A 14,412-nucleotide genomic window follows, 5' to 3' on the forward strand; every position below is an offset into this window, starting at 1 on the left:
GACCCGGGCCGCCTCGTCGCCGGCGTAGAACCGCGCCTGCGCCTGCCGGCTCGCGTCGATCGCGGCGATGCGCGAGGGACGCGGCGCCAGCGCCTCGGCGGCGAGGCCCAGCGCCGCCGGCAACGCCACCGTGAGGCCGGCCCAGGCGAGGACGAGCACCGCGAGCGCCGCGACCGCCCCGCGCCACAGGCTCACCGCCAGCGCGCACAGCGCCACCCACAGGCCGACATAGGCGGCGAGGGAGGCGGCGAGCAGCGCCAGGGTGGCGCCCCACCCGGCGAACGGCGGCAGGTCGCCGAACAGGCCGAGCGCCAGGGCGGTTTCGCCGAGCACGGCCGCGACCATCACCAGGGCGGCGGCGCCGAACTTCGCCCCTGCCACCGCCCGCGGGCCGACCGGCTGGGCCGCGATCAGCCGCAGCAGGCCGGAATCCTGCTCGGCGGCGAGGCGGGTGCCGGCGAGGGCGATCACCGCCAGCGGCACCAGGGCGACCAGCACGAAGGCGAGGTCGAACGGGCCGAGCCGGAGGGCCGCGACCGCGCCGGGCTCGTAGGCGGTGTCGTCGAACACCGTGCTGAAGCCGAAGCCGACCCGGATCAGCCCCGGCTGCACGTCGGACTGGCCGGTGGCGAGGCCGGCGAGCGGCGTCGGCGGCTTGACCGCGTGGCTGACCAGGAACTGGGTCATGTAGCCGAAGGCGTGGGTCGGATCCTGCCAGTAGTTCACCGTGACCGGGGTCGGGCGGGCGTAGCGGAGATGCGCCGCGCGCGCCTCGCGCACCGCCCGCGCCTCGTCCTGCGCCGCCCGCGCCAGGGCGGCGCGCTCGGCCTCGACCCGGACGGCGCCGGTGCGGGCGCCGACGCACAGGGCGACCAGAAGGGCGGCGAGGATCGCCCAGGTCAGGCGCTCGCGCAGGATCAGCCGGGTCTCGGCGGCGAGCAGGCGCGGGAAGCGGGCGGGACTCACGGCGTCAGCCTCCGGACCAGCGGTACGGCGAGGCCCGCGAGGACCGCGAGCCACAAGGCCAGGATCGCGGCCGGCACGGCGGCGTCGGCCAGCGAGCGGGCGAGCGGCAGCGGCGCGGGATCGAAGGGCGGCACCGCCCGCCATAGCGCTGGGTCGGCGATCAGCAGGCGGCCGCCGCGCTGCGGGTTGTCGCGGATCTCGGCGTTCATCCGCTCGGAGATGCCGCGCCGGTAAGCCTCCGCCGCCCAGACGAAATGGGCGTGCTGGGCGAAGTCGGTGCCGGCGAGAGTCTGGGACAGGACCTGGAGCGCGAGGCGCGGCGAGAGCAGCCCGGCCCGGGCGAGCGCGGCGTCGCGGGCCGCGAGGCCGGCGAAGAAGGCGCCGAACTCCCGGTCGTAGACCGCGACGTTGTGACTCTCGTTCTCGCTCATCATCAGCCCGCGCAGGTCGACCGGCAACTCGTCGGGATCCTGCACGCCGTAGCGCTCCAGCACCTCGCGGGCGCGGGAATCGCTCGCTTCGGCGGTGCGGTGGGCGCGGAACGTCGTCTCGATGCGCGCCCGCGTCTCGCCGTAGGTCGGGGCCGGAACCGCCGCCTCGACGCCCGCGGTGACGAGCCGCGGCATCGCCACGCAGAGCACGGCCCAGACCACCAGGGAGGCCGCGAGCGCCCCGCGGGCGGTGCGGGCGATCAGCGACAGCAGCATCGCCAGCAGCAGGAAGGCGGCGGCGTAGGCGACCTGCGCGGCGACCCAGGCGAGGAGCCGCGGCCCGGCCTGCCAGCCCGGCGCGCCGAGCTGCGCGGCGGCGGGCCCGCCGAGCGCGAGGAGCGGCAGCCCGACCACCGCGGCGGTGGCGACGAGGAGCGCGGCGAAACGCCCGGCGAAGAGCCGCCCGGGCGCGGCGCCGTTGCCGAGGGCGAGGCGCAGGGTGCCGCGCTCGCGGTCGGCGGCGAAGGCCGAGAAGCCGAGCAGGATCGCGGCGAGCGGCACCACGAGCTGCACGATGTCGGCCGGGCTCGACAGGCCGGCCCGGGCAAGCGGCCCGGCATCCTGCACCGCGCGGTAGACCGCATCGTTGAACAGGTGCGCCTCCACCCGGACCATCCGGCCGGTATAGGGCTCGGTGCCGGGGTCGAGCACCGCGAGCGGCGCCGAGGGGCGAAACACCCACAGGCCGTAATGGTCGGCCGAGTGCGGGTTCTTCGGGTCCTGGGACAGCCAGCGCTCGCGCTCGGCGGCGGCGATCCGCTCGGCCTCGCCCTGGTAGCGGGCGGCGTCGCGCCACGTGCCGAGGCCCGCCACCGCCAGGAGCACGACCAGCACGGCGGCGATCCAGCGCGGACGCGGGTCGCGGGCCAGCAGCGCGAGTTCCGCCGCGATCCGCCTCACGCCGCGCCTCCGTCCGCCAGGGTGTCGAGATAGAGCCGCTCCAGGGCGACGTGGTCGAGGCGGCCGGGGTCGATCTCCTCGACGAGGCGGCCGGCGCGCAGCACGCCGACCCGGTCGGCCATCTCGCGCACCCGGTAAAGGTCGTGGGTCGCCATCAGCACCGCGGTGCCGCGCCGCGCCGCCGCCCGCACGATGCCCGAGAACTCCGCCGAGGCGGCCGGATCGAGGCCGGAGGTCGGCTCGTCGAGGAGCAGCAGCCGGGCGCGGCGGGCGAGCGCGACCGCGACGCCGACCTTCTGGCGCATGCCCTTGGAATAGGTTGCGGCCGCCCTCCCCTGCGCCTCCGCGGCGAGCCCGGCCTCGTCGAGGTGCCGGCGCGCCGCGTCGCGGGACAGGCTCAGGCCGGCGAGCGTCGCGAGGTAGCGCAAGTTCTCGAGGCCGGTGAGGTTGGGGTAGAGCGCGACCTGCTCGGGAATGGTGGCGGTCTCGGCCCGGGCGGCGACCGGCTCGGTTCCGGCATCGCGTCCGCAGACCAGGACCCGGCCGGCATCGGCCCGCAGGAAGCCGAGGATCAGGTTGACCGTCGTGGTCTTGCCGGCCCCGTTCGGCCCGAGCAGGGCGAAGACCTCGCCGGCCCGCAGGGTCAGGTCGAGCCCGTCGAGGGCGAGGCGGTCGCCGAAGCGCACGGTGGCGCCGCGGATCTCCAGGACCGCGTCCGATTCGCCCGCCATCAGAACCGCACCGAGACCATGCCGGTGAAGCGGCGCGGCGAGCCCGGAAAGACCCGGAAGGCGTTGAGCGAACTCTCGTAATAGGTGGTGTCGAACAGGTTCTCGACGTTGAGCGAGAGGCGGATGTTGCCGAGGCGGTAATAGGCCAGGGCGTCGGCCGCGATGTAGCCGGGCAGCGTGAAGCCGTTCGCCGCGTCGCCGGCCCGCTCGCCGACCGCGCGCACGCCGCCGCCGATCCCGAGCCCCTTCCAGTCGCCGCCCTGGACCTCGTAGACCGCGAGCAGGCTGCCGCTGTGACGCGGCACGTTGATGAGCGGGGCGCCGACAGGCAGGACATTGTCCTTGGTGATGACCGAATCGGCGAAGACGTAGCCGGCGAGGATCTTCAGTTCCGGCGACAGCGACCCCGTCGCGGTCAGCTCGACGCCCTGGCTGCGCACGCCGCCCGCCGCCAGCGAGAAGCCGCTGTTGGCCGGATCGGCGGTGAGCACGTTCTGGCGCTCGACCCGGAACAGCGCGCCGGTGAGGCCGAGCGCGCCGTCGAACAGGTCGAGCTTGGCGCCGACCTCGTAGCCGAGCCCGGTCTCGGGCGCGAACGGGCCCGACCGCGAGGCCGCCGCCGCGTCCGGCCCGATATTGGGTCGGAAGCTGGTGCCGACGTTGGTGTAGAGCGAGAGGAACGGCAGCGGCTGGTAGACGAGACCGGCCCGGGGCGTCGCCGCGGCCCGCGACTGGTCGGTCCGGACCGCGGTGGTGCGCTCGCGGAAATCCTGCTCGAAGACATCGAGCCGCGTGCCGATCAGCGCCTTCCATTCCGGGCCGAGCACGATCTGGTCCTGGGCGTAGAGGGCGGTGTTGGTGATCGTCTCGATGTTGTTGGTCTGGCGCGCCAGCGGTGGGCGGGCCTGTCCGTAGACCGGATCATAGATGTCGAGGGCGTAGGGATCGCGGTTGAAATTGGAGCGGATGAGCTGGGCGCGGCTGTCGGTGCTCTCGCGCTCGACGCCGAGCAGCAGGGTGTGGCCGAACCCGGCGGTGTCGAAGCGCCCGACCACCTCGGCCTGCCCGATCGCCACGTCCCACTGGTAGTCGCGGACGTTGCGGTCGCGGATCACGGTGCGCAGGTCGGAGCGCAGGCCGCGCACCTCGGCGGCCTCGCCCTGCAGCGCGCCGGTGCTGAAATGGGTGGCGAACCGCATCTGCCAGTCGGCGTTGAAGCGGTGGTCGACCCGCACCTGCATCGTGTCGGAGGATTGCGCGATGCTCTGCCCCGGCTCGCCGAGGAAGCGCGAGATCGGCAGCAGGCCGAGGCGGCCGTTGATCGCGATCACGCCGCGGTCGAACACGACGCGGTTGCGCAGGAACTCGGTCTCGACCGTGATCCGGGTGTCGGGCGTGACCTGCCAGCTCACGACCGGCGCGACGAGGAGCCGGTCGCTGTCCACGAAATCGCGGAAGCTGCCCGCCCCCTGGGCGGCGAGGTTGAACCGGTAGAGCAGCGTGCCCTCCTCGTTGAGGGCGCCGCCGGCATCGATCGTCCCCCGGGTCAGGCCGAACGAGTCGACCTGGTTGCCGAACTCGACGAAGCGCTCGGCGGTCGGCTGCTTGGTGATGATGTTGACGAGGCCGCCGGGGTCGCTGCGCCCGAACAGGCCGCCGCCGGGCCCTTTCAGCACCTCGATCCGCTCGACGTTCTGGGTGTCGGGCGGGGGCGGATAGCCGCGGTTGAGCGGAAAGCCGTTCTTGTAGATCTCCGAGGTGGTCACGCCGCGGATCGCGTAGCTGAAGATCGTCAGGCCGCCGAAGTTGTTCTGCTGCGCCACCCCCGGCGTGTAGGCGAACACCCGGTCGACCCGGGTGGCGGCGAGGTCGGTGACGACCTCCCGCGAGGCCACCGTCACGACCTGCGGCACGTCGCGCTGGGGCGTGTCGGTCTTCGTGCTGCTGACCGCCCGGTCGGCGCGGAAGCCCGGGGTCGGGCCGATCAGCCCGATCGTGCCCGCGGCGGCCGTGGCCGCCGCCGCGAGCGCCACGCGCGGGCCGCGGCGCGGGCTGCGCGGATCGGCCGGGGCCAGACGGGGGCGGTGCATCACGGGCGCGCTCTCGGTTGCCGGGCCGGAGCCGGGCGGAGGCGCGAGCGGGCCGGCGCGAGGCCGCGCCGCTCCGATCCTGCGCTCCGCCGGGACACCCCGCCCGCGGGACGTGTTCGTGCCGAGGCAGGTCTCCTGGCTCGCGGGTCTCGGATCCTGCCTGGCCTTCCCGGTGCAAAGCACCAGTGACCCTGGACGACAGGACCTCACCGCCGACAGTTGCGGGGGCAGCTTCGGCTTCGCTCCGGGGAGCCCACCGAATTCCCTCTTAGCCGGCGGGTGCGTGCCCACCGGAACCTCGACGCCGGGATCATCGCGGCGCGCCGGACGGGCGTCAATCTCGCGGCAGCGATATGAAACATTGTTACAATCGCTGTGTCCGCGGGAGCACAGCGCGGCCGGATCGGGCCGCCGCGTGCGATCGAGGGAGCCGGCAGGACTACGAGCTGGCTCCGCCAGCCTGCGCGGAAACGGATGGCCATTCCGACCCGCCGGGCGTAGCGTGGCCATACCGTGCCGATCCGCCCCGAACACCGCCACTTCTACCCGATCGACTGGCCCCAACTCTCGCAGGAGATCCGGTTCGGCCGGGCCGGCGGGCGCTGCGAGGGCTGCGGCCGTCCGCACGGGCGGGTCGTCGTCTGCCTCGAGGACGGCACGTGGCACGATGCGGAGTCCGGCATCTGGCGCGACGGGCGCGGCCGCAGGCTGCGGCGACCGCCCGCACTGCCGGTCCTCGCCGGCGCCCGGCTGACCGTGCCGATCCTCGCCACGTGCCACCGCGAGCACGACACCAGCCGCAACGGCGACCGCGATCTCGCGGCGTGGTGCCAGCGCTGCCACTTGATCCACGACCGGCCCGAGCACCTGCGCCGGCGGCGCCTCACCTATCTGCGCCGGAAAGCGCTCGGCGACCTTTTCCTCGGTCCGTACCCGCGCTCGTAGAAGGCTGAGTCCGCAACGGCACCCTGACGATCACCCGGCGAAGTCCCCCCGGCTCAGGCCGTGGCGCTGCATCTTCTCGTTGAGGGTGCGGCGCGGCAGGTCGAGCAGGCGCATCGCCTCGGCGACGTTGCCCTGCGCCTGCCGGAGGGCCTGCCGGATCAGGTCGCGCTCGAACGCCTCGACCCGGGCCGCGAGCGGCTGCACGTCGGAGGTGGCCTCGGGCTCGCCGCCGTGCCGGTCGAGGCCGAAGGCGTAGCGTTCGGCGGCGTTGCGCAGTTCGCGCACGTTGCCGGGCCAGGGGCGTTCCAGAAGATCCTGCACGAGGCGGGCGCCGAGCGGGCGCATCGTCCGGCCATGGGCCTCGGCGGCGCGGGCGGCGAAGTGCTCGAACAGCAGCGGGATGTCCTCGCGCCGGTCGCGCAGGGGCGGGATGTGCAGTTCGGCGACGCCGAGGCGGTAGTACAGGTCGGGACGGAACCGGCCGCTCTCGGCATGGGCGCGCAGGTCGACCTTGCTGGCGCACAGGGTGCGCAGGTCGGCCGCCACCGGATCGTTGGCGCCGAGCCGCTCGAGGCTGCGCTCCTGCAGCACCCGCAGCAGCGTCACCTGGCCGGAGAGCGGCATCGCCTCGATCTCGTCGAGGAACAGCGTGCCGCGATGGGCGTGTTCGAGCTTGCCGATCCGGCGCTTGAGCGCCCCCGTGAACGCGCCGGCCTCGTGGCCGAACAGCTCGCTCTCGATCATCGTGTCGGGGATGGCGCCGCAATTGACCGCGACGAAGCGGGCGTCGCGCCGGGCCGAGAAGGCGTGCAGGCACTGCGCCACCAGTTCCTTGCCCGATCCGGTCTCGCCGTTGATGACGACGTTGACCGGGGTGGCGGCGAGGTCGAGCACCTCGCGGCGCAGACGCTCCATCGCCCGCGAGGTGCCGATCAGGCGGCCCTCGATGTCCCGGCTGTCGGCGGCCGCGTGCAGGCTGCGCAGGCGCAGGGTGAGATGACGCTTCTCGCAGGCGCGGCCGATCGCGTCGGCGAGGCGCTCGGGCACGAACGGCTTCTCGATGAAGTCGTAGGCGCCGCGCCGCATCGCCTCGACCGCCATCGCCACGTCACCGTGGCCGGTGACGAGCACGACCGGCAGGTCGGGGTCGCGGGCGAGCGCCCGCTCCAGCACCGCGAGCCCGTCGATGCGCGGCATGCGCATGTCGGTGACCAGGATGCCGGGGAACCTGTCGTCGATCGCCGCGAGGGCCGCCTCCGGCGCCTCGAAGGTCTCGACCTCGTAGCCCGCGAGGGTCAGCCACTGGTCGAGCGCCTCGCGCACCGTCTCCTCGTCGTCGACGAACAGGACCCGGGTCGCCCGCCCCATCGCGCTCACGCCTCCGCCGCCGGCAGCACGAGGGAGAACACGGCGCCGCCCGGACCGTTGCCGGCGACGAGGCTGCCGCCGAAATCGGTGACGATCAGCGACGACAGCGACAGGCCGAGGCCGAGCCCCTCCCCGGCCGGCTTGGTGGTGAAGAACGGGTCGAAGACGTGCGCCATGTGCTCCTCGGGGATCCCCCCGCCGCTGTCGGCGACGGACAGGCGCCAGACGGCCCCCTCGTCGCGCGTCGCGCTCACCTCGAGCCGGCGCTCGGGCGCGTCGCGCATCGCGTCGAGGGCGTTGACCATCAGGTTCAACAGCACCTGTTCCAGGCGCACCGGCTCGGCCAGCACCACGGCGTCGGGCGGGATCGCGCAGGTCACCGCGACGCCCTCCGTGCGGATGCGGGCCTGAAGCAGGTCGAGGGCCGCCGCCGCGGCGGCGGCGAGGGCCACCGGCTCGCTTTGCCCGGAGGCGGTCTTGCGGGCGAAGTCCTTGAGGTGGCGGATGATCTCGGCGATGCGCTGGGTCACGTCGGTCATCCGCCGCAGGTTGCGGCGCACGGTGTCGCCGTCGCCGCGGTCGAGGAACACCGCGGTGCTGGCCAGGAAGGTGCGCAGGGCCGCGAGCGGCTGGTTGATCTCGTGGTTGATCGCCGTCGAGAGCTGGCCGAGGGCCGCGAGGCGGCCGGCATGCACCAGTTCGTCCCGGGTCCGGCGCAGGGCGGCGGCCGCCCGCTCGCGCTCGGCCATCTCGCCGCGCAGGCGCTCGTTGGCGGCGCTGAGGTCGCGGGTGCGCTCCGCCACCCGCCGTTCGAGGGCGAGGCGCATCGCCTGCTCGCCGCGCAGCCGCCGCCGCCGCTGGCTCTCCGCCGCGAGGGCGAAGCCGAGGGCGAGGCAGGCGATCCCGGCAGCGAGCGCCACCAGCAGCGCCTGGCGGGTCGCCGGTCGGGTCTCGGCGACGTACCACAGCGTCCAGCCGAGATCCGGCATCGCCACCCGCTCGACGATCCCGCGCACGGCGCCGCCGCCGGCCGGGAGCCGGATCGTGCCGTCGGCCGGGTCGGCGTCGAGCAGCGGCCGCAGGTCGCTGTCGCCGTACTGGCGCGCGGCGCCGATCCGCGCCGCCTCGGCCGGCGCCAGCGGCCGGAACGGGCGGTACTTCCAGGCCGGCTCGCTCGCCAGGAACACCACGCCGGCGGCGTCCGAGACGAGGACGTGCTCGCCGGCCTGCCGCCACTCGCCCTGCAGGCCCTCGAGGTCGACCTTGACCACGGCGACGCCGGCCAGGGCCGCACCCGGGCCCGGCACCGCCCGGCCGAAGAACAGGCCCGGCTGGCCGGTGGTGGTGCCGATCCCGAAATAGCGGGCCGATCCGGTCGCCGCCGCCTCGGCGAAGTACGGCCGGTACGCGTAGGACGAGCCGACGAAGCTGAGCGGCAGGTTCCAGTTGCTGGCGCTGCGGGTCAGGCCGGCCGGATCGAGCAGGTAGATCGCCGCGACGCTGGAGGCCGCCGCGATCGCCGCGAACTTCGCGTTGACGGCGGCGACGCGCTCGGGCGCGTCCGGCGCGGCGAGGAGTGCCAGCACCTCGGTGTCGAGGGCGAGGATGTCGGGCAGGGACTGGTAGCGCTCGACGGCCGAGCGCAGCACCGCCTCGCCGATGACGAGGCGCTGGCGCGCGGCCCGCCGCACGCCCTCCGTCCCGGCATCGAGGGCGAGCCCGAACGCGGCGGCGGCGACGGCGAGCGTCGCGGCGATCAGCCCCCAGCGCCGCATCCCGGCACCGGCGAGGAGCGCGCCGGGCCGCACGCGCCAGGATGCGGCGGCGGGGGACGGCGCGGTCATGCCGCCGGGTCGGGCGCCCGGTCCTTCACCCGGGCGCGCAGCTCGTCCACCAGCACGCGGGTGTTCTCGGAATAGTCGACCGGCACCGCCACGAGGTGGACGCCGCCGGCCCGGAACGCCGCCTCCAGGGTCGGCTCCAGATCCTCGACCGCCGCGACCCGGTGGCCGGTGGCGCCGTAGCTCTCGGCGTATTTCACGAAATCCGGGTTCGAGAAGGTCATGCCGTAATCCGGGAACCGGTCGACCGCCTGCTTCCAGCGGATCATGCCGTAGGCCGAATCGTCCAGCACCAGCACGACGAGGTTCAGCTTCAGCCGGACCGCGGTCTCCATCTCCTGGCTGTTCATCATGAAGCCGCCGTCGCCGCAGACCGCCAGCACGCGGCGGTCCGGATGCAGCAGCGCCGCCGCCATCGCGGAGGGCAGGCCGGCGCCCATGGTGGCGAGCGCGTTGTCGAGCAGCAGGGTGTTGGCCAGCGCCGTGCGGTAGTTGCGGGCGAACCAGATCTTGTACATCCCGTTGTCGAGGCAGACGATGCCGTCCTCCGGCATCACCCGGCGCACGTCGCGCACCAGCCGCTGCGGCGTCACCGGGAAGCGCGCCTCGTCGGCCCGGTCCATGATCCGCGCCAGGATCGGCTCGCGCATCGGAAGCAGCGCGCCGGCCTCGGGCAGGTCGCCCTCGAGCCGGTCGGCGAGCAGCGTCAGGGTGGGCCCGAGATCGCCGACCACCTCGGCGTCGGGATAGTACACCTCCTCGACATGGGCCGGGCTGTAGCCGACGTGCAGCACCTTCTGGTCCGCCTGACCCATGAAGAACGGCGGCTTCTCGACGGTGTCGTGGCCGATCGCGATGATGAGGTCGGCGGCGTCGATCGCCTCGTGGACGTAGTCGCGCTCCGACAGGGCGGCGGTGCCCATGTAGAGCTGCGAGCCGTGGCCGATCGTGCCCTTGCCCATCTGGGTGGTGAAGAACGGGATGCCGGTGCGCTGCACGAAGCCGCCGATGTCGCCGGCCGAGCGCGGCCGGCTCGCGGCGGCGCCGAGCATCACCAGCGGGCGCCGGGCGGCGCGGATCATCGCGGCGGCGCGGGCGATCGCCGCCGGGTGGGCGACCGGGATGTCGGTCGGGTGCGACGGCACCGAGTGGGCCTCGGCCTCCTCGGCGGCGATGTCCTCGGGCAGTTCGAGCAGGACCGGGCCGGGGCGCTCTTCGGCGGCGACCCGGAAGGCGTCGCGCACGAGGGTCGGGATCGAGGAGGCCGAGACGATCTGGCGGGCCATCTTGGTGATCGGCCTCATCGAGGCGATCACGTCGACGATCTGGAACCGGGCCTGCCGCGCCGACAGGATGCCCTTCTGGCCGGTGATGACGATCATCGGCATCGCGCCGAGATGGGCGTAGGCGGCGCCGGTCGAGAAGTTGAGGGCGCCCGGGCCGAGGGTCGAGAGGCAGACGCCTGGCCGTCCGGTGAGGCGGCCGTGGGTGGCGGCCATGAAGGCGGCGGCCTGCTCGTGGCGGGTCAGCACCAGCTCGATGCTCGACCGGCGCAGGGATTCGACGACGTCGAGGTTCTCCTCGCCGGGGATGCCGAAGATGCGCTCGACGCCCTCGTTCTCCAGCGCCCGCACGAGCAGGTCGGATCCTTTCGGCATGGCTTCCTCCGGTGCGTGTTTTCTGGGTCAGGGGTGCGGCCGGCGCCGGCCGGCGTCAAATGAAATCCGGGTGCGGGCCCCGGCCCGGAGGCCGGAGCCGCGCCGCCGGGTCAGTCGCGCATCCGGCCGTTGCCGTCGAGGTAACCGTACTTGCGGGTGTCGGGCATCCACAGCGAGGCGGCGAAGGCGACCGCGGCCATGACGGCGACGTACCAGAAGAACAGGCTCTCGTTGCCCCAGGACTTGAACGACAGCGCGACGTATTCCGCCGTGCCGCCGAACAGCGCGTTGGCGATGGCGTAGGGCAGCCCGACGCCGAGCGCCCGGATCTCGGCCGGAAAAAGCTCGGCCTTCACCACGCCGCTGATCGAGGTGTAGAAGGTCGCGATGACGAGCCCGGTCAGGATCAGCGCGAAGGCCGCGTAGGGGCTGCTCACCAGCGACAGCGAGGTCAGCAGCGGCACCGCGCCGACCGCCGCCAGGCCGCTGAACAGGATCATGTTGTTGCGCCGGCCGATCCGGTCCGACAGCGCGCCGAACAGCGGCTGGAGCAGCATGAACACCACCAGCGCCAGGGTCATCACGGTCGAGACCGACTTCAGGTCGAGCTTCACCGTGTTGACCAGGAACTTCTGCATGTAGGTGGTCATGGTGTAGAAGTAGAGCGAGCCGCCCATGGTGAAGGCGAGCGTGATGAGCAGCGCCCGCTTGTGCTGCATCAGCGCCCGCAGCGAGCCGGCCTCCTTGCGCTGCATGGTGTCGTGCGAGACCGTCTCCTGCAGCCCGCCGCGCAGCAGCATCGCCACGACCGCGCCGGCGGCGCCGATCAGGAACGGGATGCGCCAGCCCCAGGACCGCAGCTCGTCGCCGGTCAGGATGTGCTGGAGCGCGAACAGGATCAGCACCGCGAGGAGCTGGCCGCCGATCAGGGTGACGTACTGGAACGACGACAGGAAGCCGCGCCGGCCCTTCCCGGCGATCTCGCTCATGTAGGTCGCCGCGGTGCCGTACTCGCCGCCGACCGAGAGCCCCTGCGCGAGGCGCGCCACCAGCAGCAGCACCGGTGCCATCACGCCGATCGTCTCGTAGGTCGGCAGCAGGCCGATCATCAGCGAGCCGGCGCACATCAGCAGCACCGAGATCATCATCGACGTCTTGCGGCCGTGCTTGTCGGCCAGCCAGCCGAAGATCCAGCCGCCGAGCGGCCGCATGAAGAAGCCCATGGCGAAGATGCCGGCGGTCGCCAGCAACTGGCCGGTCGGGCTGCTGCTTGGGAAGAACGACGACGCGAAGTAGATCGACGTGAAGGCGTAGGCGTAGAAGTCGTACCACTCGACGAGGTTGCCGGACGAGGCGGCGACGATCGCCTTGATCTTCTGGCGGTCGCTGGTTTCGGCGGTCGCCGGAACCTCACCGAGCACCGCGGGCGCAGCCGTAGTCATGGACGTTCTCCCTGTTCCGATCGCATCCCGCGGGACCGCCGCGGGATCGGCCGCGCCGTGCGATGCCGTCAGGGCCTTTGCGGCCTCGCGGTCGGCATCGATGCGGCGCGTGGGAGAGCCATGGCAACGGTGATGCCAGGTCTGGAAATCAATGAATTTTCATGTTTCTCAGTGATTTGGTCGGCAGGATGAACGGCCGGATCGGCGCGTTTCCGCCGATCCCCGAAGAGCGGTAGGCGGATTTCCGCCGACGTCATGGGAGGTCAGCCGGCGACGGCCGCCAGCAGGCGGGCGAGGCCTCCTGCCTCCGCGATCTCCCAGGCGGACCGGATCACGGTCTCGGGGTGGCAGGTCCCCTGCCCCACCGCGACCGCGGCGCGCAGCTTGTCCTCGATCTCGGCGTCGGAGAGCGGGTTCTCCAGGCTGCCGCGGGCCCGGGCGACCGTCGCGGAGAGGTCGCGGCCGTCGTCGAGCGTCACGCTCACCCGGGCCGCCCCCAGCGGCAGGCCGTCGTCGCGGCCGGCCCGCACCCGCTCGCGCAGGGCGGCGACCTCGGGGTCGAACACCGCCGCGTCCTCGAACTCCGCCGGCCCGGCCCGGCCCCGCGCCAGGGCGATCGCGGCGCAATGCTGAAGGCTGACGCGGGCGTCGCGCGCGCTGCGGACGACCCGGTCGCCGCGGGCGAGCAGCAGGGCGTCGCCGTGGACGGCCACCGTGCGGATCGCCGACGGGTCGAGGCCGTGGCGGCCGCGCAGGTCGAGGGCGGCGTCGATCACCGCGTGCATCACGATGCCGGCCGGATAGGGCTTGAAGGTGTTGCGGGCGAATTCCCAGTGATCGCCGAGCCCGGCCTCGATCGCGTCGAGGTCGGGCTCGTCGCCGCAGGCCCGTGCCCAGCCGAGCGGCCCCTCGATCGCCAGGGGCGCGGCGCGCTGCCCGGCCTCGGCGAGCAGGGCGGCCAGGATGCCGCTGCGGGCGGCGCTGCCGACACTCGCGTTCTTGCCGGCGCTGGGCAGGTTCTCGACATGGCCGCAGGCGAGGCTCGACGCGAGGCCGAGGGCCGCCGCGATCCCCTCGGCATCGAGCCCGAGGAGCTTGCCGGCGGCGGCCGCCGCCCCGAAGCAGCCGGCGGTCGAGGTGATGTGCCAGCCGCGCCGGTAATGCCCCGGCGTGACCGCGAGTCCGACCCGGCAGGCGATCTCGGCGCCGGCCGCGAAGGCTTCGAGACAAGCCGCGCCGTCGGCGCCGCGCCACTCGGCCACCGCGAGGGCCGGGGCCAGCACCGGTGCGGTGACGTGGATGACCGTGGGCAGATGGGTGTCGTCGAAGTCGAGCAGGTTCATCGCCACCGCGTTGACGAAGGCCGCCGCCCCGGCATCGAGGCGCTCGCCCCGGCCGATCACGGTCGCCTGCGCGGCGCCGCCGAACCGCCCGAGGGCGGTGGCGGCCGCCGCGACCGCCGGGTCGTGGGCCGAGCCGAGGGCGGTGGCGAGCCCGTTGAGGAGCGAGCGCAGGGCGGTGCGCCGCACCGCCTCGGGGGCGTCGGCCCAGCGGACACCGGCGGCGAAGGCCCCGAGGCGCTGCGTGGCGCCCGCGGTGGCGGGGAGCGGGACCGCTCGGGTCATCGTGGGTCTCCGTGGTGGCGGGTGGGGCGCCTGTCGCATCGGCTCCGACCTTTCCGGACGCGTGCTTCCCCTCTTGCGGGACTATCGTCCCGACCCGGCTCGCTGCGCTCGCCACCCTCCACCGCCGAGGGCAGGGCGGTCCGGGGAAAAGAAAGGGCACGTCTCCCCTCTCCCGAGTGGGAGAGGGGCCGGGGGTGAGGGTGGAGACGGTGCCGAGTAGAGCACCCAACCGTTGAGCTGCGCTGCTGGCGCTTGAAGCTTTACTCGGAAGCCGAGCCACCCTGCACGATCTTCGATCGCCCCTACCCCTCTCCCACTCGGGAGAGGGGATCCCGCGCTTGATTCTCCGAGGAAT

General features: G+C 73.5%; 9 protein-coding genes, 1 pseudogene and 1 riboswitch. Of the genes and pseudogenes, 1 reads left to right on the forward strand and 9 read right to left on the reverse strand.

Annotation, left to right across the window (positions count from 1 at the left end; all coding sequences use genetic code 11):
• The 4 genes and pseudogenes from EOE48_RS23865 to EOE48_RS23880 form a co-directional block, all read right to left on the reverse strand.
• A pseudogene (locus EOE48_RS23865) lies at positions 1-966 on the reverse strand (ABC transporter permease); the annotation flags it as partial.
• Positions 963-2,357 (reverse strand): DUF3526 domain-containing protein, encoded by a 1,395-nt coding sequence (locus EOE48_RS23870; protein ID WP_127733389.1) that lies wholly within the window; start codon positions 2,355-2,357, stop codon positions 963-965. The pseudogene EOE48_RS23865 and the gene EOE48_RS23870, both read right to left, overlap by 4 nt.
• Positions 2,354-3,088 carry an ABC transporter ATP-binding protein gene (locus tag EOE48_RS23875; protein ID WP_127733390.1) on the reverse strand — a complete coding sequence of 245 codons (735 nt, stop codon included), beginning with the start codon at positions 3,086-3,088 and terminating at the stop codon, positions 2,354-2,356. Before EOE48_RS23875 ends, EOE48_RS23870 begins: the two co-directional genes overlap by 4 nt.
• A complete protein-coding gene (locus EOE48_RS23880) occupies positions 3,088-5,178 on the reverse strand; it encodes a TonB-dependent siderophore receptor (RefSeq protein ID WP_127733391.1) in 2,091 nt (696 codons plus the stop codon). Before EOE48_RS23880 ends, EOE48_RS23875 begins: the two co-directional genes overlap by 1 nt.
• A 108-nt stretch (positions 5,179-5,286) precedes the next feature.
• Positions 5,287-5,494: riboswitch (cobalamin riboswitch) on the reverse strand.
• Positions 5,495-5,691: 197 nt separating this feature from the next.
• On the opposite strand from EOE48_RS23880, the gene EOE48_RS23885 reads away from it, so the two are divergent.
• Positions 5,692-6,123: a hypothetical protein gene (locus EOE48_RS23885; protein ID WP_127733392.1), complete on the forward strand. Its 432-nt coding sequence runs from the start codon at positions 5,692-5,694 to the stop codon at positions 6,121-6,123.
• A 30-nt stretch (positions 6,124-6,153) separates the two neighbouring features.
• Here the strand turns inward: EOE48_RS23885 and EOE48_RS23890 are convergent, their stop codons facing one another.
• The 5 genes from EOE48_RS23890 to EOE48_RS23910 form a co-directional block, all read right to left on the reverse strand.
• The gene (locus EOE48_RS23890; protein ID WP_127733393.1) at positions 6,154-7,491 is read right to left on the reverse strand and encodes a sigma-54-dependent transcriptional regulator; all 1,338 of its coding nucleotides are present in this window, start codon (positions 7,489-7,491) and stop codon (positions 6,154-6,156) included.
• Positions 7,492-7,496: 5 nt separating this feature from the next.
• Complete coding sequence (locus EOE48_RS23895; protein WP_127733394.1) at positions 7,497-9,335, reverse strand: ATP-binding protein; 1,839 nt, start codon at positions 9,333-9,335, stop codon at positions 7,497-7,499.
• Entirely contained in the window at positions 9,332-10,990 is a 1,659-nt protein-coding gene (locus tag EOE48_RS23900; protein WP_127733395.1) for an acetolactate synthase large subunit, read from the reverse strand. The genes EOE48_RS23895 and EOE48_RS23900 overlap by 4 nt, the downstream gene beginning before the upstream one ends.
• 110 nt (positions 10,991-11,100) lie before the next feature.
• A complete protein-coding gene (locus tag EOE48_RS23905; RefSeq protein WP_127733396.1) occupies positions 11,101-12,432 on the reverse strand; it encodes an MFS family transporter in 1,332 nt (443 codons plus the stop codon).
• 263 nt (positions 12,433-12,695) lie between these two features.
• Positions 12,696-14,057, reverse strand: a complete 1,362-nt coding sequence (locus EOE48_RS23910) for an MmgE/PrpD family protein (RefSeq protein ID WP_127733397.1) — start codon at positions 14,055-14,057, stop codon at positions 12,696-12,698.
• Between the last annotated feature and the right edge of the window lie 355 nt (positions 14,058-14,412).

This window comes from Methylobacterium oryzihabitans (assembly GCF_004004555.2).
Taxonomy (GTDB): domain Bacteria; phylum Pseudomonadota; class Alphaproteobacteria; order Rhizobiales; family Beijerinckiaceae; genus Methylobacterium; species Methylobacterium oryzihabitans.